Below are 23,269 nucleotides of genomic sequence, written 5' to 3' on the forward strand. Positions count from 1 at the left end.
TAAAACATAGCCTTATATTTTAATTAAATAATTCTTCTTCTAATTTTTCTAAATCTAATATTTTAATTATATTTTTATCAAATTCTATGTACTCCATATCTCTTAAATTCATAAGTTCTCGTGATAATGATGGCCTAGGTATTCCAAGATTAGAGGCAATTTCCTTTTTGCTTTCCTTTAAAGTTATATATATACTATTTTGTTTTTTAGACAATTCAAGTATGAAATTTATAACCTTATGCTTAATACTTTTAAATGATATATTCTTTATTTTAGCATTAAGCATCAAAATTTTATTACTTAATATAGACATAAAATTTTCTAGTAATTTTTCATTTGCTAAACATAAACTTATAATAGTTTTTCGTTTCATATATAAAACACTACAATCCTCAAATGCAACTATTGTAGATGGATAAGTATTTTTTTTTGAAAAAATAAGTGCTTCTCCAAATACTTGATTATTAGATAACCTCTTTAAAACAATGTATTTTCCACTTAAATATATTTTTTGTATTTCTACCATACCATCTAATATAATTCCCAAACTACTACATTCATCATCTTCTGAAGCAATAATTTCGCCCTTTTTATATGACTTAATAAAATAATTTTTATCAGATATAACACAACTTATTTCTTCTTCACTAAGTCCTCGAAACAAATTATTTTTATTTAATTTATTTATTAAATCTTTCATATAAATTACACCTTTCTAAAAAGAAAAACACACATTATATTAAATGTATGTTTTTCTGAATTTTAATTTATATTATATCATTAATATAATATTTAAACATCTTCTAATAATAAATCTCTTTTATTAAATTTGCTTTTCAATAATTTACATACTAATCCTAAGCCCATTCCACAGATTGCTGGTAGAATCCATCCTAATCCTTGAGAATAAAGTGGCAACTTAGAAAATATATTTATTAAAATATCTATTCTTATTCCAGCTTGGCTAAAAGCATCAACAATACTTACTATTCCTGTAAATAAAAGTGTTAAAGTATACACTATTGAACTTCCTCCAAAAATATCATTTAATATTCCTAGTAATATAAGCATTATGGAAATTGGATAAATTGCATTTAAAACAGGTACTGATATTGCAAGTATTTTACTTAATCCCATATTAGCAAGTATCATACTTGAAAGTGTAAGTATTCTAACCCACATTTTATAATTTACTTTTGAATTTAATGTTGTGAAATATTCACTACAAGATGTTATAAGACCAACACAAGTTGTTAAACATGCTACTGTAAAAATTGCGGCTAATAATATAACTCCTGGTTTTCCAAATAAATATGTCATTACATTAGTAAGTGTTTGTGCACCTGTTTCTGTTGCTCCAAATATTCCAACTGAAGTAGCTCCTAAATGTGCTAACATACAATAAATAACTATTAACATTAACCCTGCAATAAATCCTGATTTTATTGATGTTGAAATTATTCCATTTTCATCATCAACTCCCTTAGACTTTATAGCAAATGCTATTACTATACCAAAGTTTAAAGCAGCTATTGTATCCATAGTCATATATCCCTCTAAAAATCCTTTTGCTAAAGGTGATGATAAATATTCTCCACTTGCTAATCCATATCCCCCTAATGGCTTAAATAAACTTCCTATAAATACAATTGAAATAAGAAATAATAGTGTAGGAGTTAAAAATTTACCTACACGATCAACTAATTTTCCTGGTGATAAACATAACCAATATGCAATAGCAAAAAATGCAAAAGTATAAATTAATCGTGATAATGTGATAGAGAATTCCTTTGGTAAAAATGGAGCTACTGCCATTTCAAATGGTAAGCTTCCTGCTCTAGGAATTCCTAGACATGGTCCAATTGATAAATATATTAATATTGTGAATACAATAGCAAAACTTGGATTGACTCTACTTGCCAAATTTTTTAATCCTCCACATTTAGCAACTGCAATTACTCCTAAAATAGGAAACCCAACTGCTGTTATAAAAAATCCCATTAATGCTATCCATGTTTGATTTCCTGCTGATTGACCTAAAAATGGTGGAAATATTAAATTCCCTGCTCCAAAAAACATTGAAAAAAGCATAAAACTTACAAGTACTAAATTTTTCTTTGATAAATTTCTCATTTTAAAATCCCCCTAGATTGTTATTTTTTATTATTAACTCAATGCTTAATGTCACCTTCAATATCCATTTAAATTCCCCCTTTTTACATATAAAAATACCCCGTCCCTAATAAAGGGACGAGGTTAAATCGCGATACCACCCTAATTCTATAAAATGATATATAAAAATATGCAACTCATTTTATAGCACTCCATTACGTACTAAATAATACGCTTTTCTGTTAACGGTGAAACTCCGTTGAAACTTACTCAATTCTCATTAAAATTTCAGCTTCACTTCTCTGAGATGATCTTCAGTTATACATTGTACATTAGCTTTCATCACCCGCTAACTTTCTGTAGAACAAAAATATTACTTACTCTTTCTCTTCTTAGAATTTTTATTTTATTAAATCTATATTTAGAATATACCCCTCTACTTATATTGTCAATATTTCGCCTATTTATTTATCAAATTATCATTTTTTTCATTTATTTAAAATATTTTTAATAAAATATTTTGAAAATTTTATATTTAATTACTAATATATCAAAATTACTTAAGAACTCTATAACCTACTTGAATCACAAATTCATTATTAGTATTTACAATTCTCCTTATATTTTCATCATTAAAATTTAAATTTCTTATTTCTAATTTTTCACATAGTAAAGTAGAATGTATTATTATATTTCTAACTTTATTAGGATTTTCAGTACCATTTAAAATTGCTATACTATAGTTTATTAACATAGTATTTAATTTATCAATCTTAATTATAAGCTCATCTATTCCCTCTTTTAATCTATATGGAAATATTTTTTTATTTACTATTATAACTATCACTACTCCTATTATTACATAAATTATTCTATAAATAAGAAGAACATTTATATTTTCTGCTAATGATGCTATACATATAGAGGCAATTGAAGCAAATAGTGAGATTTTATAATATTCTTTAAATCCATATAATAAATATAATGATAATATTAAAATTAATATAGTTATCCATTTTAAATTTACTAAATTTATAAATATTCCTGTAAACAATATTCCTATAACATTTCCAATTATTCTTTCTTTAGTTTTATTTAAAGTATATTCATAATATGGTTGAATTACAGACATTATTGTTATAATAGCCCATATTATTTTATAGTACCCTAAAATTTCACCAATAAATAAAACTATTGTTAAGGTTATTGCCATTCTCATTGCAAAATTAAATCTCATACCTTTATGAAACGATTCTCTAAAATTTTCTATATTTTCCTTTTCCCACTCACTATAAATTTTATTTATTTCTTTATTTCCTAATTCCTTTAATTCTTTTATACTAATTTTTAAAGAATTCATTATATTACATATCTCACTTAAAGTTTTAGATTCATTATTATATAAATCTTTAAATAGATTTATTTTATTTTCTAATTCTTCTACAGTTACACTATAATTAGAATAATCTAATATATCATCTATTACATTTATTATATCTTCAATTTCATTCTTTTTAATATCATTATTATTATATTCAGAATATACATTTCTTAAATAAAGATTAAAATATTCCATATTTATGTATATATTAAACTGTATTCTTCCTAAATTAGTTGTTAAATATTTTTTATGTCTTGTGATATAAACTTTATATACTAGTTCTCTCATAATTTTAGAGCACTTTTTCACTATATTTTCTTCAAATTTACCATTAATAATATTCTTAAGCTGACTTTTCATCAATAATAAAGATGAAGTTATACTATTTCCTAATTTAGATTTCTCATTAACTTTTGTTATTATATTGCTACAAACTATAACTAATACACCAAAAATAACTGCTAATATTCTAAGAGGCAATTCTTCTAAAGATATACGTGCGTACTGAGTAAATATATATAACATAATAAACGGTTTGTAAAAAGCCATATCATAAGGTGAAATTATATTATACATTATTAAAAATATAGATATAAAATTTATTATAATCCCCCAATAAATATTTTGCGATGAAATAAATGCTGCTACTACAATTGCTAAATCAATAAGAATTATATTTAAAATTTTACTGATAATTTTAACCTGTAGATTTTGTCTACTTAAAACTGTTGATGTTAAAGCTATTGGAAATGCTAGCATTATATTTTTTATTCCAAACAATAATCCAACACCGAACATAGTTATTACAGCTACAGTACCATGCTTTAACATTGAATAAACATTAATATGATATTTGTTTATTATTTTATTAATCATAAATAATAACCCTGTATATTTATGGTTAATTTTTTATATTTCAACATAAGATTTTTTAATAAATTATAATTATTGTTTTCTTGGTAAATATCCATAAATGTTTATCTCCTATATAAATAAATTTAATATTACTTATAATTTGTTTATAATTCTTTAAATTATTCATGAAATAAAACATCTGTATTCAGTTATTATCAATTTTCTAAATATTAAATTTTATACAATAAAAATAGACCCATACTCTTAAATAATTTCTTATTTAGAGATAGATCTATTTTATTTCATACTTTACTTATGCATATATCAACACACATTTAAGATTTTTATAATTTCCTAAATAAGAACAAATTGGCTGTGAACCCTTCACTCTTCAAAAATTCTATAATTTCCTATACATAAAAAAAGGAGTGCTTTTAGTAAATTACTTTACTAAAAGCACTCCTATATTAAACAAAACTATCTTCTGTTGTTTTGTTGTTTTCTAGCTCTTCTACAGTCAATACATCTTGTAGGTTCGTTAGTGAATCCTTTTTCTTTGTAGAATTCTTGTTCTCCTACTGTGAAAACAAATTCCTTACCACAATCTCTACATACTAAAGTCTTATCTTCCATTTTAAAATTCCTCCTTGTTAATTAAAAGATTAATATATTGATTAATATCATTCTCTAAAAGGAGAAATTTATACATCTATATTAAAAACCTTTTTATCTTTATCGATATTTTTATAATTTACTTATATATATTACCGATATTCTTATAATAACACTTTTTTGATAAATAGCAAGCCTTTTTTATCTTATAAATGTTATTATTAAAAATTAATTGCTAAATTTAATAAATTACTAGCATCATCATTAGATAAATTCTTAGATTGACTTATTTCTTCAACTAGTGTTTTCACTGTTTTGCGTAAAGTATCCTTTTCGCTTGAATTTAAAGAATGTTGTTCTTTTACTTTAGTAAGATTACACACAACTTCTAAATAATCCGTTAATGTTCCTGATTTTATTTTTTGATTATTAATGGATGCTCTTTCTTTAAAATCAGATTTATTTAACTCTTCTACGTTATTTGTAAATTCTTTTACATTTTCTAGAGCATTATCTAAAGTTTCCGAATCACTTACTAATCTTATGTTTAAATCATTTACTCTATTAATTGGTAATGTTAATGTCATATTATTATTAAATATATGTATTTTATAATAATTCTGAACTTCCCCTTTAAATAACATTTCACCTATTAATTCAATTATACCTACCCCTTGGCTAGGGTATACAATTTTATCTCCTATATTAAACAAAAAATAACCTCCTTTGGTTTTACTATTATAGTATACCACATTTAGTTACTTTTATAAAACTTTTATTTTATCATAAAACCTAATCAGTATCAACATAAAATTTCCATTAATTTATTATTTAATGATTCATAATGAATTTAAACGTACACATATCAATTATTGACTTAAATATTTAATATATAATTCTATTTCATTTAAATTTTTGCAATAATTTTATTGATAATTTGAAAAAATCACTTGATAAAATATAACATTTAATCATATAATTATATAAAATATTATATAATTAACAATTTAAACATATGAACAAGTAGATATTATAAAAATTATAGTTTCTTTTAATTTTTATCATACCTATATAACTAGCCTTTAAGTTTTTAGCCTAAACATTTAAACCAGTACCTACTGTTATAATGACAATATTATATAGAATATCTTATATTAAATAATACAAATTTCAGATGGTGTCTCGATGAGTTTCTCTTCGTCCTGTTTTATTTGGATAAAGAGTTTTTTATATCTCTATAGGATAATTTTTCAAAGAGGAGTGATTTATATGAAATACAATTGTGCGGAAATAGTTATTAAATTATTAGAAAATGAAGGAATAAAATATATTGCTGGCATTCCTGGTGGATTTAATCTTCCAATATATGATGCTTTATATAAAAGTAATATAACTCATATCTTAGCTAGGCATGAACAAGGTGCTGCTTTTATAGCTCAAGGTATTTCAAGAAGTACAGGTAAACCTGGTGTATGTTTTGCAACATCTGGTCCTGGTGCTACAAATTTGCTTACTGCTATTGCTGATGCTAAATTAGATTCTATTCCACTAATTGCAATAACTGGACAGGTACCTCTTTCCGCTATCGGTACAGATGCTTTTCAAGAAGTTGATGCCTATGGGCTAACTATTCCTATTACTAAGCATAATTTTTTAGTTAGAAATTCTAAAGACCTTTTTACTATCATACCAGAAGCTTTTAAAATATCAATGGAAGGGCGTCCTGGTCCTGTACTAATAGATATCCCAAAAAACATTCAAATTGAAATTATAGAAGTAGATGAAAATATCTTTAAACAAAATAAAGAAGGTGCTTCTATTAAAAAATCCCCCAAAAGTTATAAACTTGAATGTATTGCTGAATTAATTAATACAGCCAAAAAGCCTATTATTTATGCTGGAGGAGGTATCATTAGTGCTAATGCCTCTAATGATCTATATACATTAGCTAAAAAGAGTAATATTCCTGTCACATTAAGTTTAATGGGATTAGGTGCATTTCCAGTTAATGATGATTTAAACTTAGGAATGCTTGGAATGCATGGAGCTCCTTACACAAATTATCTACTTAACGAAGCAGATTTAATATTAGCATTCGGGGTTAGATTTGATGATAGAGCTACTGGAGATATAAATAAATTTTGTCCTAAAGCTACAATAATCCATATAGATATTGATCCTGCAGAAATTAATAAAGTTAAAATTAGCAGCTTATCGATGAATGAACATATTAAATATTTCCTAGAAGATATTTTACCTCTTGTTAATAAAAAAGAAAGAACATCGTGGATAGAACGAGTTAAGTGCTTTAAAAAAGATTATCCACTTCCTCAATTTGATAATCTTCTACATCCAACTAATATAATTTCTTTTGTTGGTAATAATGTTTCTGACGATACGATAATAGTTACTGATGTAGGTGAACATCAAATGTGGACAGCTCAAAGATATCCTTTTAAGTATCCTAGAACCTTCTTGACTTCTGGCGGCTTAGGAACAATGGGATTTGGACTTCCTACAGCAATTGGTGCTGCATTAGCAAATAAAGAAAGACAAATTATTTGCTTTTCTGGTGATGGATCAATTTTAATGAATATTCAAGAACTTTCAACACTTAAGGATCTAGATTTAAATATAAAAATAATAATATTAAATAATCATCATTTAGGATTAGTTCGCCAACAACAAGAATTATTTTATGATAAACACTTTATTGCATCAAAGTTTATATCAAATCCTGATTTTAAAATAATCGCTAATGGTTTTGGAATAAATAGTTGTAATTTATCACAAGAAAATGATTCATTAGATAAATTAAAAGAAATATTATCAAAACCTGGTCCTTATTTAATTAATATACCAATTAATGAGACTGAAAATGTATTACCTATGGTTTATCCTGGTGATGCAAATATAAAAATGATTGGTGGTGAAAAATTATATGATTAATACTGATTTTTATCTCGTTGAATTGCTTGTAAGAAATCATCCTGGAGTGATGAGTCATATAACAGGACTGTTTGCTAGAAGAGCTTTTAATTTAGAAGGGATACTTTGTACCCAAATTGGAGATGGAAGTACAAGTAAAATGTTCTTACTTGTAAAAAACGACTTTGCATTAGAACAAATTATAAAACAATTAGAAAAACTTTATGATGTTCTTGAAGTATCGCTTCACCAAGATTATGATTATTCAATTTTTCAAAATCTAGATAAAGTATTAAAAATAAAGTAGTTATTTCTAATACTTTGAAAACATTATAACTATTTGATATTTTAGTAGAAAGTGGGGATGTACTAATTTAAAATTATAATTTAAAAAGTATATTTAAAAATTTCAAAATAAATTTATTTATTACCTCTCCCACTTTCCTCTTTTAATCTTTATTTCTATTTTTATATAAAAATTAAAATTTTATAATATTTCTAATCTATATATTATTATTCAAATGAATATTTTAATCCCCATTGATTTCTAACTTCATCCATTATATTCATAACGTCAATTGATAGATTTAATGTATTGCATTTACCCTTATTTAATATATATTTATTCATATCTTCAACTTCATATATCAATGCTTTATTACTCTCTCCTGCTTCTATAATCTCAACCTCTCCATCTGGATAAGTTATTGTTGCTTTATCTCCTCTTGGGAAATTCTCAACAGTTATATAACCCTTTTCACAAGCTACAACACCTCTTTTAGGTTGTTTTGCTCTCATTGTTAATGAAATTACAGCCATTTCATCATTTGAATTTTTAAGTATTATTCCAGATTGTTCATCTACTCCAGTTTCAAATTTTTTAGCTGTTGTTAAAATTTCATTTGGCTGACTTGAAAGAAAATATCTAGTAAATGATAATGCATACGTTCCAATATCTAATAAAGCCCCACCTGCTAAGTCTGGACTAAAAAATCTGTTATTAATGTCATATTCTTTTAAACTTCCAAAAGAAACTTGAATCATCTTTACTTTTCCTAATTTTTCACTGCTTATAAGTCCACTTAACTTTTTATATAATGGCATATGATATATAGTCATAGCTTCAGCAACAATTAGATTTTTTTTATTTGCTAAATCAGCTATTTCTTTTAATTGCTCACCATTAACTGTTATTGCCTTTTCACAAAATACATTTTTATTATTCTTAAGACTTTTTATTATATATTCATAATGATTACAATGTGGTGTAGATATATAAACCACATCAATATTTTCATCATTTAACATCTCTTCATAGTTTCCATATATCTTCTTAACATTATACTTACATGCAAATTCCTTTGCCTTTTCTATATTTCTTGATCCTACACCATAAATACTTCCATTCACCTCTTCTATAGCCTGTGCAAAATCATTTGCTATGGTTCCTGGTCCTAATATAGCCCAATTTATATTTTTCATAATTTCACCTCTAATTTACATTATATATTTAAATTGTATCTTTATTAGAAAATTGGCTATTATATAATTTCTCATAAAATCCACCTTTTTTCATTAATTCCTCATGGTTTCCTTGTTCAATAATATTACCATCATTTATTACTAAAATTAAATCTGCATTACGAATGGTTGAAAGTCTGTGTGCAATAACAAAACTTGTTCTACCCTTCATTATATTTCTCATTGCTTTTTGAAGCATTAACTCAATTCTTGTGTCTACTGAACTAGTAGCCTCATCTAATATTAAGATTGCCGGATCAGATATTATTGCTCTAGCTATAGTTAACAGCTGCTTTTCTCCTTGAGATATATTAGACCCCTCTTCATTAATAAACATATCATAACCATCTGGTAAAGTTTTAATAAAGTGATGTACATTGGCTATCTTAGCAGCTTCTATAATTTCATCTTTAGTTGCCTCAAATCTACCATACTCTATATTTTCATAAATACTTCCGTTAAATAACCAAGTATCTTGAAGAACCATTCCAAAAATAGATCTTAAGTCCTCACGTTTCATATCTCTAGTATCTACACCATCTATTTTTATAGATCCGCCTTGAATTTCATAAAATCTCATTAATAAATTAATTAATGTAGTTTTTCCAGCTCCTGTTGGACCTACTATAGCAACCATTTGGCCACTTTTTATTTCTGCATTTAAGTCAGTAATTAAAGGTTTATCATCAAAGTATCCAAACTTAACATGTTCAAAAGAAACATTTCCTTTAGGATCACTTATCTTTTTGAAATTTTTCTTATCAGGAATTTGCTCTTCTTCATCTAATATTTCAAATACACGCTCTATAGCTGCAAATGCTGCTTGAATTGCAGAAGATAATTGTGTTACTTGTGAAAGTGGTTGATTTATTTGCCATATATAACGTATAAATGCTTGTAGATTACCTACAGTTAATGTTCCAGCTACAGAATAAAATGCTCCTAAAACTCCTATGACAGCAATTCCAAGGTAAGTTATTAATGAAATAAACGGAGACATAGTACTTGATATAAATTGCGCCTTAAATCCTGTTTTATAAAGTTCTTCATTTATATCTGAAAATTCTTTAATAGCATCTTCTTGTTTTCCATATAACTTTATTTCGTTAAATCCAGTATACATTTCTTGAACATTACCATTTAATTTTCCTAATGCATTTTGTTGATGATAAAATAGTTGTTGCGATTTTGATACTACTATCTTTGAAACTAAATAACTTGCAGGAATAATTAATATTGCAAGTAATGCTAATTTAATATTAATTGTAAACATCATTATCACTGCTAATGTTAATGATAATATAGCATTAATTACTTGACTAAAACTTTGTTGAAGAGCATTAGATATTGTATCTATATCATTAGTAATTCTACTTAATACATCCCCTTGACTATTTTTATCAAAATAGCTTATTGGTAATTTTCTTATTTTATTTTGAACTGCATTTCTTAAATCTCTCATTGTATTTTGTATAGAATTAGTTAATAAAAAGCTAGCTGCATAAGTTGATAAAGCACTAAATACATAAACTATTCCTAATATTATAAGTACCTTTATAATATAACTAAAATTTACTGCTGCACCGTCAATTCCTTTAACTATATTAATTGAATCACTTGTAAGTTGTGTTATTATAAGCCCTTCTACAACAGGAGCAATAGCTGTAAATACTGCAGCTATTATTATTAATAAAATTGCTCCTATAAATGATTTTTTATATTGTTTTACAAAAGGGAATATCTTATTTACTGTATATTTAAATTTTTTCATTATGCTAATTCCTCCTTTGTAAGCTGAGATGAGGCAATTTCATTATATATATTGCAATTACTCAACAGTTCTTTGTGTTTACCCATTCCAACAATTTTTCCCTCATTTAAAACTATAATTTTATCTGCATCCATTATTGAACTTACTCTCTGTGCTACTATTAAAACTACTGATTCTTTTGTTTCTTCTTTTAATTTTTCTCTAAGTAATGAATCTGTTTTAAAATCTAACGCTGAAAAACTGTCATCAAAAACATATATTTCTGGTTTTCTAACTATAGCTCTTGCTATAGACAATCTTTGTTTTTGTCCACCAGATACATTTGCTCCACCTTCAGTTATCATTTCATCAAACATCTTAGGTTTATGTGAAATAAAATCATAAGCTTGTGATACTTTAGCTGAATATTCAACTTCACCGGTACTTGCATTTTTCTTACCAAATTTAATATTATTAGATATACTGCCTGTAAATAATAATGTTTTTTGTGGTATAAATCCAATCTTTTTACGAAGATAATTCAAATCATAATCTCTAACATCAATACCATCTATCTTTATATTACCTTCCGTAACATCATAAAATCTTGGAATCAAATTAATTAAAGTAGATTTTCCACTACCAGTACTCCCTATAAAAGCTACTGTTTCACCTTTTTTAGCACTAAAAGATATATCCTTTAATACGGCTTCTTCTCCACCTGGATAAGTAAATGTAACATCATTAAATTCTATTAGGCCTCTAATTTCTGTACTCTTAATACCATTTTTAGGATTTTCTATTATTGGCTCTTCTTTTAGTATTTCTTCAATTCTATTTGCAGATACTTGTGCCTTTGGATACATAATAAATATCATTGAAAATAACATCATTGAAAACATAGCATGAAATAAATATTCTATAAATGCTACTAGTTGTCCAACTTGAAGTGTTCCTATATTTATCATATTACTTGATAACCAAAAGATAGTGATTATAGCTACATTAAGTAATAAGAAAAATGCCGGTTGCGATACAGCCATTAGCTTGAATAAATTTTTTGATATTTTAGCATATTCATTATTAGTTTCATAAAATCTTTCTCTCTCATGATCATCATTTCCAAACGCTCTAATAACTCTTATACCAGTTAAATTTTCTCTAGATATTCTATTTAACCTGTCTAATTTATTTTGTTGCTTTTCTGATATAGGATGAGATAATTTTGCAATTATAACAACTCCAACTATTATAAATGGTAATGCTATTAATAATACTGATGATAGTTTTAAATTAGTCTTTAATATCATCACCAAACTTACTCCAAACATAACAGGAGTAAGTAACGCCACTCTAAGCAATGTATTAGTAAATTGCATAACTTGATACGCATCATTTGTAGTTCTTGTAATCATGGAAGAAACCCCAAATTTATTGTACTCACTATGTGAAAATCCCTGTACTTTTTTAAATATGTCATTTCTCATATCTCTAGTTATACTTGTAGATATCTTTGCTGAGCAGTATCCAAGCATTATTGTTCCTATCACTCCTAAAATAGAAATTAAAACAATAACTAATCCCATATTTTTTATGTACTGTACATCACTATTAGTTATTCCATTATCAATAATTTTAGCCATAACAGTTGGAATTCCTAATTCAACTAAGGCAAATCCAAAAACGGATATTACATTTAAAATTATTAGAAATTTATAATTTTTTAAATATTTTAAAATTAATTTCATTATATAATTTTCTCCCATCTATTTTTATTGATTATAGTGTTTCAAAAATATTAAAACTATTATTGCATCTTAAATTATTCTTAATTAGTTTGTACTAACTCTTCCTTATATTTAATTAAACATTTATATTGTTAGTTAGTTTTATTTTAATTTATTTATACTAAAATATGAGAACTATTTTAAAATATCATTAACTTTAATATATAATATTTGAGTTCAAGTTATTAATATTAATTTTACAACTACTATATTATTTTATATATTTCTTAATTTTACCATATAAAATTTACATTATTGAAAAATCTTTATAGAAATATTATTATATAATAATAAAGTATACAGTAACCGTATAGTCAATAGGAGAATTAAAAAATGAGTGAAAAATTAAAAAAATATTTTAACACTGGAGAATTTGCAAAACTATGTAATATTAAAAAGCAAACCCTTTTTCACTATGATGATATAGGCATTTTTTCGCCTGAGATAAAAGATAAAAATGGCTATAGATATTATTCACATCATCAATTTGAAATCTTTAATGTTATTATGATTTTAAAAGGAATTAATATGCCATTAAAAGATATTAAATCTTATCTTGATAATAGAACACCTGATTCATTAATAAATCTATTTAAAAATAAAATGTTAGAAATAGATAATGAAATTGAAAATTTAAATAGAATAAAAAAACTTATGCAAACTAAAATTGATGTGACACAAAAAGCATGTGAAATTAACCCATTAAAGATAAGCTTAGAATTTAAAGAAGAGGAGCATTTAATTATTAGTAAATCTATAGAGAACGTAAGTTGTAAAGAATACTTAAGATCAGTATCCGAACATATGAAATATTGTACTTCTAATAAATTGAATACTAATTATTCCCTTGGTGCTATGATTAATAGTAAAAATATATTACAAGGAGTAAAAGAAAACTATTCTTATCTTTATACAAAAATAGACTTACAGACAAATTGCCCTTCATCTTTTATTAAACCAAAAGGAATATATGCAGTAGCATATCATAAAGGTAATTATGAAAACATTGATTCTACATATAAGAAAATACTATCATTCTTAGATAGATTTAATCTTAATATTGGTGGTTATGCTTATGAAGAATTTATTTTAGATGAGGCCTCTGTAAAAGGCTATAATAATTATTTAACCGAAATTTCAGTTGAAGTTAATACTAAATAGAGCTCTAAGTTATATCAAAGTATTGATATATGAATAATCAAAGCTGGCGAAAATTCTAAAAGCCAACTACAATGCCACTTAGCCTATTGCATATATCAATACATATTTAAAACAGAATCAAAACTTTAATCTATATATAATTATTGATTTGTATAAATAAGCATGATTCTATAATATACTTAATTTAACTCTATATACATCCATAAAAATTTTTAATATCTTTCAAAGAAATATCTATATCATTTGAAGAATTCTTACACGTATAAATGGGTAACTTAGTCATTTCTTCTAGAATTCTTTTATTTTCTATGTGAATAATATTAGATTTATCATAATTATTTAATATTATTGAATTTACAGTAAGATTATGTTTTTTTATATATTCCAAGGTCAAAATAGTGCCATTTATACTACCTAAACCTGAAGCCGATACTAATATAATAGGAATTTTAAATTTTTTTATAATATCTGTTAACATTATTTTCTTTTTACCATCATAAATTGGACAAACTATTCCCCCACTACCTTCTACTGTAATATAATCAACCTTATTACATTTACAATTAAAATCATAAATTATTTTGTTCATGCTAATTTCTACATTATTAAGTTTAGCTGCCAAATGTGGAGATACAGCTTGTTTAAAAATATAACTTACACATTCATTAGGATTACCCTTAATATTTGCTACATCATAAACATACTTAGCATCTCCCGCTATAATATTGTTGTTTATAATTTCTGCACCACTAAGTGCTGCCTTATAATAACCACAATTAATTTTTGCTTCTCTTAATTTTTTTATAATTAAAGCAGCTATATAAGTCTTTCCTATATCAGTATTAGTAGCTGTTATGAAAACTCCTTTTGCCATAACTATACCTGAAATCCTAACTCTTTTATGATTTTTATATCATCAGAAGTTTTTATTCCACATGTTGTTAACATATCTCCTGAAATTGCCGCATTCACTCCACATTTCATAAGTCTTTCCCCCTTATCGTTAAGCAACGCTCTACCTCCTGCAATACGAATTTGCCTTGTTGGCAGAATAAATCTAAATAATGCAAATGTTTTAATTATTTCATCATAAGATAAAATCTCTTGATTTTCTAGAGCTGTTCCCCTTATTGGATTTAAAATATTAATCGGAATGCTACTTACATCAAGTTCTTTTAATGTAAATGCCATATCAATCCTATCTTCCATAGTTTCTCCAAGACCTATAATCCCACCACTACAAACTTCAAGACCAGCCTTTAATGCGTTTTTTATAGTAATTATTTTTTCTTCAAAAGTATGTGTAGTACAAATATTTTTAAAAAAACTTTTGGATGTCTCTATATTATTGTGATAGCGAATTACTCCAGATTCTTTTAACTTTAATAATTCCTCATAATTTAATAATCCATGAGATGCACAAATATTAATAGAACATTTTTCTTTTAACTTAACATATGTATCACATATTTTATTAACGTTATTTTCACTTAATTTTTTTCCTGAAGTTACAACTGAAAAGCGGTGAACTCCACTATTATAATTAGATATTGCACTTTTTATTATTGATTCACTATCTAAAATATCATATTCCTCAATATTAGTTTTAAAATATGCAGATTGAGCACAATATTTACAGTTTTCTCCACACCTTCCGCTCTTTCCATTTATAATTGTGCATAAGTTAAAATTGTTTCCACATAATTTTTTTCTTATTTCATCTGCTGAATACGCTAATTCATATGTATTTTCTTCTGAAAGTATTAAAGCTTCTTCTTTAGAAATTAATTCTCCATTTAAAACTTTTTCTTTATATTTATTTACTATATTCAATGTACCTACCCCTTAAAATTGGATTTATCTTACTTGCTAATGTAGCTCCCATTATACATAATACAATATCACCTGGTATATCTAACGGAAAGCATGATAATATGATAATACTTAATGATGTTGGTGTTTTTAAATATAAATTTAAAATTATAAATTTATATAATATGCCAATAAAATAGGTTGTTAAAAAGCCTGTTAAAGCTGAAATTAAATATTTCTTAAAACTCTTTGCTTTTATCTTCTTTACTACACATCCAACTAAAAATGATGCTGCAATAAATCCTATCAAATATCCAAAGCTTGGCCTAAAAACATATTGAATTCCTCCTCCAGCTGCAAACACTGGAACTCCTAATAAACCTAACATTACATATGTTCCCACAGACGTTGCCCCTAACTTAGGTCCTAAAATCATTCCAGATAAAATAACAAAAAGAAATTGTAATGTAAAATAGTCCATAAACGGTACAGGAATTTGAATAAATGCTCCTGCTATAATTAATGTTGTAAATAATGCACAATAACTCATATTCCTAATTTTTGATTTTTTCATAACTATAATTCTCCTATTTTCATAAATATGTGAATAATTATAGTTGTATATCACTGCATTGTCAACCTATCTTCTTTTTATAGTTTACAATATAAAATATTATTTAAATATTTTATAAATATCCATCAAGTAGCATAAAATAATAACGAAATATTCTATAATGAGTACTTTAAAATAATATGATATTTAAATAAGCCCATTTAAAAACCTTAATATATAAAAAGAGCTAGAACAAATACTTTATTAGTTGTTCTAGTTCTTTTCAATAATATAACTTAAAATTATTTTTTTAAGATTTTTACTAAACATTTTAATTTTTCTTCACTAATCTCTTCAAATGGACTATTATTAATTCTTACAGAAGTTCCAAAATGAAAATCTGTAAATTCTGTATTTTCCTTAAGCATTTCTATATTATTAAAGTTTAATCCTCCACCTAAAAGTATATTAATATGCTCTGAATTTCCTATCATCTCTTTTATTATAGGTATATTATTCACTATATTACCATTTCCACCAGAAGTCAGTACATTCGTTATCTCTTTATATCTTTTAAGTATTTTTATACTTTCTATTGGATTTGTTTCATCTATAGCTTTATGAAATGTCACATCTATTCCATTACAATTTTTAAGAATTCTTATAAGTTGCACTTCTGATATATTTTTATCTCTATCTAACATTCCGAGCACAACACCATTAGCACCTAATTTTTTTACTATATCAATATCCCTTAACATTATATCTACTTCTTCATCACTATAAATAAACCCCTTTGCGTGATGTCGTATCATTACATTTACAGGTATTTTAACATTCTTTATTACACTTTCTATAATTCCAAAGCTTGGAGTAAGTCCACCTTCTGTTAAAGCACTTACAAGTTCTATTCTATCAGCTCCACAATCTTCTATAATTTTTGCATCATTCACTGTCATTCCTATTATCTCTAACATTATATATCACCTCAAGTAATTTAAAGGAGTCGTGTATCTTACGACTCCTTATTATATATTTTAAATTATAGTTTTAATTTTAATTAAATCCTCATTATGTTTTTAATTCCATCTGCAACAAATTCTACATTAGTTCCTACTATAACTTGAGCACTATTTTTATCTAATCTAACGACACCTCTAGCACCAATAGATTTTAATTTTTTCTCATCAATTAAACTTGAATCTTTTACTTCTAATCTTAAACGAGTTGCGCAATTATCAACTTTTAATATATTTTCTTTTCCACCTAAATATTCTATATATCTTCCATAAACGTTTTCATCAGATGTATTTAAATTTATATTTTCTGTAAATTCACCATCCTCTTCTTCTCTACCTGGAGTTGGTAAATTTAATTTCTTTATTAATACAAAGAATATTAAGAAATAAAGAATCCCTATTCCAAGTCCTATTGGTATTATCAATGATGGATTAGTTGCTAAATTAAAGTTTAATGCATAGTCAATGAATCCTGCTGAAAATGTAAATCCATGTAATACTCCCATAAAATCTACTATAAAACAAGATAAAGCAGTTAATAAAGCATGTGCCACTAATAAAACTGGTGATAAGAATATAAATAAGAATTCTAATGGTTCAGTAACACCTGTTAAGAAAGCTGTAAGAGCTAATGATACTAACATTCCTGATACTGCTTTTCTTTTTTCTTTTTTAGCTGCAAAGTAAATTGCAAGTCCTATTGCTGGCATACCAAACATCATTACTGGGAAAAATCCTGCCATAAAATGTCCTGCAGTAGGATCTCCTTGGAAAAATCTATTTAAATCTCCTGAAACACCATTATAATCTCCTAATTGGAACCAGAAAAATGAATTTAAAACATGATGAAGCCCCATAGGTATTAGTAAACGATTAAAGAAACCAAATAATGCTACACCAACTGCACCCAAAGCTGATATTCCAACCGATGCATTTCCTAATCCATTTTGAATTGATGGCCAAATCATTCCAAGAGGTATTGCTACTACAAATGCAATTAATCCTGACATGATTGGAACAAGTCTTCTTCCTCCAAAAAATGCTAAGAACTCTGGTAGTTTTACAGTTCTAAACTTATTATAGGATAATCCTCCTATAACTCCTGCAAGTATACCTCCCAAAAATGATATTTTTAAAGTTGCAGCAACTTCTGGTGCATAATTCATACTCCAATATTGCTTAGTTACATTAGTTAACGTTAAATAAGTAATAACTCCAGCTAATCCTGATGCACCATTTTGGTCATCAGATAATCCTACAGCAACACCCACTGCAAATAACAACGGTAAATTATCAAATAATGCACTTCCTGCTGAAGCAAAGAAAGGTAATATTGTTTTAAAAAACGGTATGAAACTTAACGCATTAATTACATCTGGTTGACCGATTCTAAGCATTAATCCACCAATTGGTAGACATGCTATTGGAAGCATAAGTGATTTCCCAATACGTTGTAAAAATTTAATCATAAGTTGTTCCTCCTTATAAAAATAAGTTTTATCTAAATATCTCCCAATAATTTTAGTATCATTATTAATTCTACTAATTACTCAGTTACCATATTGGAATTATATTTTTAGTACTATATTGTGCTAATAAATTTTTTAAACTATATTATAATCCACTGGATTTAACAAGTTTGCTGCTTCTTTATCTAATATAATCACCACATCATCATGAAATTGAAGTATTGAAGCTGGAACTTCTGGTGTCACTTTTCCATAAACAGTATCATATATAGCCTTTGCTTTATTTTCTCCAGTAGCTAAAAGCATAATTTTTTTACTTTCAAATATTGAGCCTATTCCCATTGTTATTGCCTTACTAGGTACCTCATCTAAACTATTAAAAAATCTTGCATTTGCAATTCTAGTAGATTCTTCTAATTCAACTACATAAGTTTTCTTTTCAAAACTTACTGTTGGTTCATTAAATCCTATATGAGCATTATTTCCTATGCCTAATACTTGTATATCTATTCCACCAGTATTCTTTATTAAATCATCATATTCTATACATTCTTTTTCAATATCAATAGCCATTCCATTAGGTATATGAATATTTTCTCTTTTAACATTTATATAATTGAATAAATTTTCATCCATAAAATAATGATAACTTTGATTATTATCTATAGGTAAATTTTGATATTCATCTAAATTAAATGTTTTTACCTCTGAAAAATCTATCATTTTATTTTCATACATTTCAATTAATTTTCTATACATTCCTATTGGAGTGCTTCCTGTTGCAAGACCTAATATTGAATTAGACTTTAAAGTTATTTGGCTCATTATTATTTGAGCTGCTTTTTCACTTAACTTATCATAATTTTCACAAACTAATATTTTCATAAACTTATCCCACCTCTAATTTAATTTATTAAAAATAATCCTTCCTTCCGATATGGAAAGATGGCAATTCATCTCATCATCAAAAATACATATATCTGCATCTTTTCCTATCTCCAAACTTCCTTTTTTATCATCTATACCTATAGATTTAGCTGGATTTAACGAAGCCATATTTATAACTTCATTAAGCTCCAAGTTAGTATTTTCAAAGAAATTGTAAACTGCCTTATTTAAAGTTAAAATACTACCTGCTAAAGTTCCATTAATTAACCTAGCTGCACCATCTTTAACATATACGTCTTGTCCACCAAGGTCATATTTACCATCTTTCATACACCCTGCTCTCATACTATCAGTTATAAGAATTACTTTTTCTTTCCCTTTATTATTTAATATAAATTGAAATAAATTCTTATCTACATGTATCTTATCTGCTATTATTTCACAATAAGTATTGCTCATAAGAGCAGCACCAACTACCCCTGGTTCTCTGTGATTTAATGGAGTCATAGCATTAAATAAATGAGTTATATTAGAAGCTCCTAAATTTACTGCTTCCATGGTTTGTTTGTATGAAGCATTACTATGGCAAATTGATAAAATAATCTTAGTATTTTCTTTAACTTTCTTTGTAAATTCATAATCATCATCTAGTTCAGGTGAATATGAAACTAATTTTATAACATCAGTGTAGTTTTTTATAAATTGAAAATTTGGTTTTAATATATATTTAGCATCTTGTGCTCCTTTATAAATTGGATTTATAAAAGGCCCTTCCATATGAGCTCCAATAACTTTTGCCCCAGCAGTACCATTTGCCATACATTCTTTTATTGTATTTAAAGAATTATAAATGTGTTCCTTACTCATCGTCATTGTTGTTGGTAAAAATGAAGTAACACCATTTTTACAAATTCCATTACTTATAGCTTCTATTGCTTCTATTGAATTATCCATAGTATCAAAATTACAACTACCATGTACATGTATATCTATAAGACCCGGCGTCACTATTTTTTGCTTTGCATCAATTAGTTCACAATTTTCTGGTATTTCATCACACATACTAATTATTTTTTTATCAAATAAAAGAACCTTATTTTCTAAAACTCCATTCTTAGTTACAATTATTCCGTTTATTATTGCTTTCATATTCAACCCTTCCTATCAAATTTTTTTAGTTTTCATGTAATACTATTTCATATTCATGCTTATCTGTTATGAATATTGAACTCGTATATTCCATTATTTCTTCTTTATCTGTATATACTAATCTATCTATTTTAAGTGCTAATGTATCACTCTCTTGATTTAATAAATTAGATGTAAATTCATCTATAATTATTGGACTTATTACTTGCTCTGCTCTCTTTGTTTTATGATGATATCTTTCTCTATATAATGTATATAAAGAATTTTCTTTTATTAAATCCTCATTCAAATCTTCACACATATCTTTTAATATATAAACAATTTCTAATGCGAAAGGATCATCATCTATATATCTTATTCTTTCAATTTTATATATTAATGTGTCCTTATCTTTAACATTTAGTTTCTCTCTTATACTTTTATTTTGAAAGTCTAAGTGAAAATTTAATAATTTACTTTTTACTTTAAACCCTTTTTCATTCATTACTTCCGTAAATCCTTGTAACTTTTGGAATTTATGTTTTTTCTTTTTATAGGCAACAAACGTTCCTTTTCCTTGTTTCCTATCTAATAATCCTTCAGATACAAGATTTAATATTGCCTTGTTAACTGTCATTCTGCTAACATTTTGAATCTTACAAATTTCTCTTTCTGGCATTAAATAGTTGCCTTCTTTTAATTCACCACTTTCTATCATCTCTCTAATTATCAAAGATAATTGAGTATGTAATGGTATGTTTAAATTTTTGTCTACTATTTTCAATCTTATCTCCCCCATCTTGGTATATTATATTGGTATATACCAATTGGTCTATACCAATATAATATGCTATATCGTTTTCAATGTCAATTATTTTTTTAATAAAGATTATATTTTAATAGAATGTTTATATATGTAAACAAAAAAAGCCTAATGTAGTTTTATTCTACATTAGACTTTTTATCCTATATTTAATAATAACAAATAATTGTAGTTTTAGGTGTTATATTATCATAAATAGATTTTGCTGTACTATACGGTAAGTTTATGCATCCATGTGAACCACCATTTTTATAAATTTCTCCACCAAATTCCGATCTCCAATTCGCATCATGAAGTCCTATTCCACCGTTAAACGGCATCCAGAAGCTTACTGGAGCAGCATATCCTGGACCTCTTAGTACTGTATCTTTTTGTTTATAATATAATTTATAAATTCCACTTGGTGTTGCATAACCTGCACTCATATTTCCTGTAACTATAGCACTGTCAGTAACCAAATATCCATTTTTATAAAACCATAAATGTTGATTAGTCATATCTATTTCAACAAAAGTATCTGATAAATTATCAAAATATCCTGCTACTGATGTTTGATAATATGATGGATAAGTAGTTAGAGTTTGTCCACTTTTTATAAGACTTATTAATCTTTTAGTTTCTTCATCTACATTAATTGCCCATCCATGGTTATTTCCAGAATATCCTCCACCAACTTTTATTGAACTTCCTAATGAATTTCTATAAGAACTAGCTAGTTCTTCTACGAAACTTCTAACTTTAGATTCATTTAATACTATTGATAAATTGGAATCTATTGAAATCCAATCTATTATTTTATATTTATCTACAGCTTGTACCATTCCACCATAACTATAAGTTATATTAGCTGATAAATACTTGTTAATAGTATCTGCTGCATAAATTACCTCTGGTGAACTAGATGTATATTGTGGATGCTCATAACAGTCCAATTTTTCTAAATTCAATTCAATCTCTTGGTTCTTTATAGCCATAACTACATTAGTATATAATTTTTCTTTATTTAATTTACTTCCTATAACTTCCGGTGTAATTATATAAGAATAATTTCTATATTCTAATTTTGAACTTTTTGGTTCAGTTACATTAGTTGGATTTAAACAAGATAATTTATCTATACATTGTCTCAATAATTGTTCATCGTAAGAAATTGATATCGGATCTGTAGAATTGAATTTTAAATTTATATCTTTTCCTTTAATTTCTTCAGTAGTTCCACCTCTTTTTATTAATTTTAATACATATTCATCACTTGATGTAGAACTTAAAGTTTTTGCATAAGCATTTGTAGTATTAATAAATATTATACTTAATGCTAAAATCATACTTAAAAAAGTGGCTAAGCATTTACTTATGAACTTATTATAATTATTAATTTCTTTCTCCATAAAAATAATCCCCCTAAAATTTTTATATTAGATTAAACAAAGCTACAACTTATTTAAAAATTAGGCTCTGTTTTAAATGCGT

At 25.9% G+C, this 23,269-nt stretch carries 20 protein-coding genes and 1 other annotated feature; of the genes, 3 read left to right on the forward strand and 17 right to left on the reverse strand.

Features of this window, described 5'->3' with window-relative positions; all coding sequences use genetic code 11:
- Window positions 1-19: 19 nt before the first annotated feature.
- The 5 genes from NG904_RS10810 to NG904_RS10830 all read right to left on the reverse strand — a co-directional run bounded on the left by NG904_RS10810 (window position 20) and on the right by NG904_RS10830 (window position 5,673).
- Window positions 20-700 (reverse strand): Crp/Fnr family transcriptional regulator, encoded by a 681-nt coding sequence (locus tag NG904_RS10810; protein WP_252214832.1) that lies wholly within the window; start codon window positions 698-700, stop codon window positions 20-22.
- 92 nt (window positions 701-792) lie between these two features.
- Complete coding sequence (gene brnQ / locus NG904_RS10815; RefSeq protein ID WP_252231619.1) at window positions 793-2,133, reverse strand: branched-chain amino acid transport system II carrier protein; 1,341 nt, start codon at window positions 2,131-2,133, stop codon at window positions 793-795.
- 110 nt (window positions 2,134-2,243) lie between these two features.
- Window positions 2,244-2,515: a binding site (T-box leader), on the reverse strand.
- A 153-nt stretch (window positions 2,516-2,668) separates the two neighbouring features.
- A complete protein-coding gene (locus NG904_RS10820) occupies window positions 2,669-4,369 on the reverse strand; it encodes an FUSC family protein (protein WP_252231620.1) in 1,701 nt (566 codons plus the stop codon).
- 456 nt (window positions 4,370-4,825) lie between these two features.
- Window positions 4,826-4,981 (reverse strand): zinc-ribbon domain-containing protein, encoded by a 156-nt coding sequence (locus NG904_RS10825; RefSeq protein WP_003372054.1) that lies wholly within the window; start codon window positions 4,979-4,981, stop codon window positions 4,826-4,828.
- Window positions 4,982-5,181: 200 nt separating this feature from the next.
- On the reverse strand, window positions 5,182-5,673 hold the full coding sequence (locus NG904_RS10830) for a CarD family transcriptional regulator (RefSeq protein ID WP_252214823.1): 492 nt from the start codon (window positions 5,671-5,673) through the stop codon (window positions 5,182-5,184).
- A 556-nt stretch (window positions 5,674-6,229) separates the two neighbouring features.
- Between NG904_RS10830 and ilvB the strand changes: the two genes are divergently transcribed.
- Window positions 6,230-7,909 (forward strand): biosynthetic-type acetolactate synthase large subunit, encoded by a 1,680-nt coding sequence (gene ilvB, locus NG904_RS10835; protein ID WP_252231621.1) that lies wholly within the window; start codon window positions 6,230-6,232, stop codon window positions 7,907-7,909.
- Window positions 7,902-8,195: an acetolactate synthase small subunit gene (gene ilvN, locus NG904_RS10840; protein ID WP_003374451.1), complete on the forward strand. Its 294-nt coding sequence runs from the start codon at window positions 7,902-7,904 to the stop codon at window positions 8,193-8,195. The genes ilvB and ilvN overlap by 8 nt, the downstream gene beginning before the upstream one ends.
- A gap of 206 nt (window positions 8,196-8,401) precedes the next feature.
- Here ilvN and NG904_RS10845 read toward each other — a convergent pair whose 3' ends face one another.
- Genes NG904_RS10845 through NG904_RS10855 form a run of 3 tightly spaced genes read right to left on the reverse strand, consistent with a single transcriptional unit; the run spans window position 8,402 to window position 12,907 of the window.
- Window positions 8,402-9,370 carry a Gfo/Idh/MocA family protein gene (locus NG904_RS10845; protein ID WP_252214817.1) on the reverse strand — a complete coding sequence of 323 codons (969 nt, stop codon included), beginning with the start codon at window positions 9,368-9,370 and terminating at the stop codon, window positions 8,402-8,404.
- 28 nt (window positions 9,371-9,398) lie between these two features.
- On the reverse strand, window positions 9,399-11,180 hold the full coding sequence (locus NG904_RS10850) for an ABC transporter ATP-binding protein (protein ID WP_252214815.1): 1,782 nt from the start codon (window positions 11,178-11,180) through the stop codon (window positions 9,399-9,401).
- Window positions 11,180-12,907: an ABC transporter ATP-binding protein gene (locus NG904_RS10855; RefSeq protein ID WP_252231622.1), complete on the reverse strand. Its 1,728-nt coding sequence runs from the start codon at window positions 12,905-12,907 to the stop codon at window positions 11,180-11,182. The genes NG904_RS10850 and NG904_RS10855 overlap by 1 nt, the downstream gene beginning before the upstream one ends.
- Window positions 12,908-13,279: 372 nt before the next feature.
- Here NG904_RS10855 and NG904_RS10860 point away from each other — a divergent pair, with 372 nt between their 5' ends.
- Window positions 13,280-14,107: a MerR family transcriptional regulator gene (locus tag NG904_RS10860; RefSeq protein ID WP_252231623.1), complete on the forward strand. Its 828-nt coding sequence runs from the start codon at window positions 13,280-13,282 to the stop codon at window positions 14,105-14,107.
- Between the two features lie 190 nt (window positions 14,108-14,297).
- Here NG904_RS10860 and bioD read toward each other — a convergent pair whose 3' ends face one another.
- The 9 genes from bioD to NG904_RS10905 all read right to left on the reverse strand — a co-directional run bounded on the left by bioD (window position 14,298) and on the right by NG904_RS10905 (window position 23,187).
- The gene (bioD, locus tag NG904_RS10865) at window positions 14,298-14,981 is read right to left on the reverse strand and encodes a dethiobiotin synthase (RefSeq protein WP_252231624.1); all 684 of its coding nucleotides are present in this window, start codon (window positions 14,979-14,981) and stop codon (window positions 14,298-14,300) included.
- Between the two features lie 2 nt (window positions 14,982-14,983).
- The gene (bioB, locus tag NG904_RS10870) at window positions 14,984-15,940 is read right to left on the reverse strand and encodes a biotin synthase BioB (RefSeq protein ID WP_252231625.1); all 957 of its coding nucleotides are present in this window, start codon (window positions 15,938-15,940) and stop codon (window positions 14,984-14,986) included.
- Window positions 15,924-16,493 (reverse strand): biotin transporter BioY, encoded by a 570-nt coding sequence (locus tag NG904_RS10875; protein ID WP_252231626.1) that lies wholly within the window; start codon window positions 16,491-16,493, stop codon window positions 15,924-15,926. The genes bioB and NG904_RS10875 overlap by 17 nt, the downstream gene beginning before the upstream one ends.
- Before the next feature lie 281 nt (window positions 16,494-16,774).
- The gene (locus NG904_RS10880) at window positions 16,775-17,449 is read right to left on the reverse strand and encodes a copper homeostasis protein CutC (protein WP_252231627.1); all 675 of its coding nucleotides are present in this window, start codon (window positions 17,447-17,449) and stop codon (window positions 16,775-16,777) included.
- A gap of 83 nt (window positions 17,450-17,532) precedes the next feature.
- Window positions 17,533-18,960, reverse strand: coding sequence for an N-acetylglucosamine-specific PTS transporter subunit IIBC (nagE, locus tag NG904_RS10885; protein WP_252231628.1), 1,428 nt, complete (start codon window positions 18,958-18,960; stop codon window positions 17,533-17,535).
- Between the two features lie 135 nt (window positions 18,961-19,095).
- Window positions 19,096-19,845, reverse strand: a complete 750-nt coding sequence (gene nagB, locus NG904_RS10890) for a glucosamine-6-phosphate deaminase (protein WP_252231629.1) — start codon at window positions 19,843-19,845, stop codon at window positions 19,096-19,098.
- Window positions 19,846-19,860: 15 nt separating this feature from the next.
- Window positions 19,861-20,997, reverse strand: coding sequence for an N-acetylglucosamine-6-phosphate deacetylase (gene nagA, locus NG904_RS10895; protein WP_252231630.1), 1,137 nt, complete (start codon window positions 20,995-20,997; stop codon window positions 19,861-19,863).
- A 25-nt stretch (window positions 20,998-21,022) separates the two neighbouring features.
- On the reverse strand, window positions 21,023-21,760 hold the full coding sequence (locus tag NG904_RS10900; protein WP_252231631.1) for a GntR family transcriptional regulator: 738 nt from the start codon (window positions 21,758-21,760) through the stop codon (window positions 21,023-21,025).
- Window positions 21,761-21,948: 188 nt separating this feature from the next.
- Window positions 21,949-23,187 (reverse strand): L,D-transpeptidase family protein, encoded by a 1,239-nt coding sequence (locus NG904_RS10905; protein ID WP_252231632.1) that lies wholly within the window; start codon window positions 23,185-23,187, stop codon window positions 21,949-21,951.
- Window positions 23,188-23,269 lie beyond the last annotated feature (82 nt).

Source organism: Clostridium sp. ZBS15, from assembly GCF_023845705.1.
GTDB lineage: Bacteria > Bacillota > Clostridia > Clostridiales > Clostridiaceae > Clostridium > Clostridium aquiflavi.

What these genes read in the sequence shown, in the direction of transcription:
- NG904_RS10845 (WP_252214817.1), bottom strand. Translation starts at nt 9,370, where the DNA reads ATGAAAAATATAAATTGGGCTATATTAGGACCAGGAACCATAGCAAAT.
- NG904_RS10905 (WP_252231632.1), bottom strand. Translation starts at nt 23,187, where the DNA reads ATGGAGAAAGAAATTAATAATTATAATAAGTTCATAAGTAAATGCTTA.
- nagB (WP_252231629.1), bottom strand. Translation starts at nt 19,845, where the DNA reads ATGAAAATATTAGTTTGTGAAAATTATGATAAGTTAAGTGAAAAAGCA.
- NG904_RS10825 (WP_003372054.1), bottom strand. Translation starts at nt 4,981, where the DNA reads ATGGAAGATAAGACTTTAGTATGTAGAGATTGTGGTAAGGAATTTGTT.
- NG904_RS10880 (WP_252231627.1), bottom strand. Translation starts at nt 17,449, where the DNA reads ATGTTAGAGATAATAGGAATGACAGTGAATGATGCAAAAATTATAGAA.
- NG904_RS10810 (WP_252214832.1), bottom strand. Translation starts at nt 700, where the DNA reads ATGAAAGATTTAATAAATAAATTAAATAAAAATAATTTGTTTCGAGGA.
- NG904_RS10850 (WP_252214815.1), bottom strand. Translation starts at nt 11,180, where the DNA reads ATGAAAAAATTTAAATATACAGTAAATAAGATATTCCCTTTTGTAAAA.
- ilvN (WP_003374451.1), top strand. Translation starts at nt 7,902, where the DNA reads ATGATTAATACTGATTTTTATCTCGTTGAATTGCTTGTAAGAAATCAT.
- bioD (WP_252231624.1), bottom strand. Translation starts at nt 14,981, where the DNA reads ATGGCAAAAGGAGTTTTCATAACAGCTACTAATACTGATATAGGAAAG.
- NG904_RS10855 (WP_252231622.1), bottom strand. Translation starts at nt 12,907, where the DNA reads ATGAAATTAATTTTAAAATATTTAAAAAATTATAAATTTCTAATAATT.
- ilvB (WP_252231621.1), top strand. Translation starts at nt 6,230, where the DNA reads ATGAAATACAATTGTGCGGAAATAGTTATTAAATTATTAGAAAATGAA.
- nagA (WP_252231630.1), bottom strand. Translation starts at nt 20,997, where the DNA reads ATGAAAGCAATAATAAACGGAATAATTGTAACTAAGAATGGAGTTTTA.
- NG904_RS10860 (WP_252231623.1), top strand. Translation starts at nt 13,280, where the DNA reads ATGAGTGAAAAATTAAAAAAATATTTTAACACTGGAGAATTTGCAAAA.
- brnQ (WP_252231619.1), bottom strand. Translation starts at nt 2,133, where the DNA reads ATGAGAAATTTATCAAAGAAAAATTTAGTACTTGTAAGTTTTATGCTT.
- NG904_RS10820 (WP_252231620.1), bottom strand. Translation starts at nt 4,369, where the DNA reads ATGATTAATAAAATAATAAACAAATATCATATTAATGTTTATTCAATG.
- NG904_RS10875 (WP_252231626.1), bottom strand. Translation starts at nt 16,493, where the DNA reads ATGAAAAAATCAAAAATTAGGAATATGAGTTATTGTGCATTATTTACA.
- nagE (WP_252231628.1), bottom strand. Translation starts at nt 18,960, where the DNA reads ATGATTAAATTTTTACAACGTATTGGGAAATCACTTATGCTTCCAATA.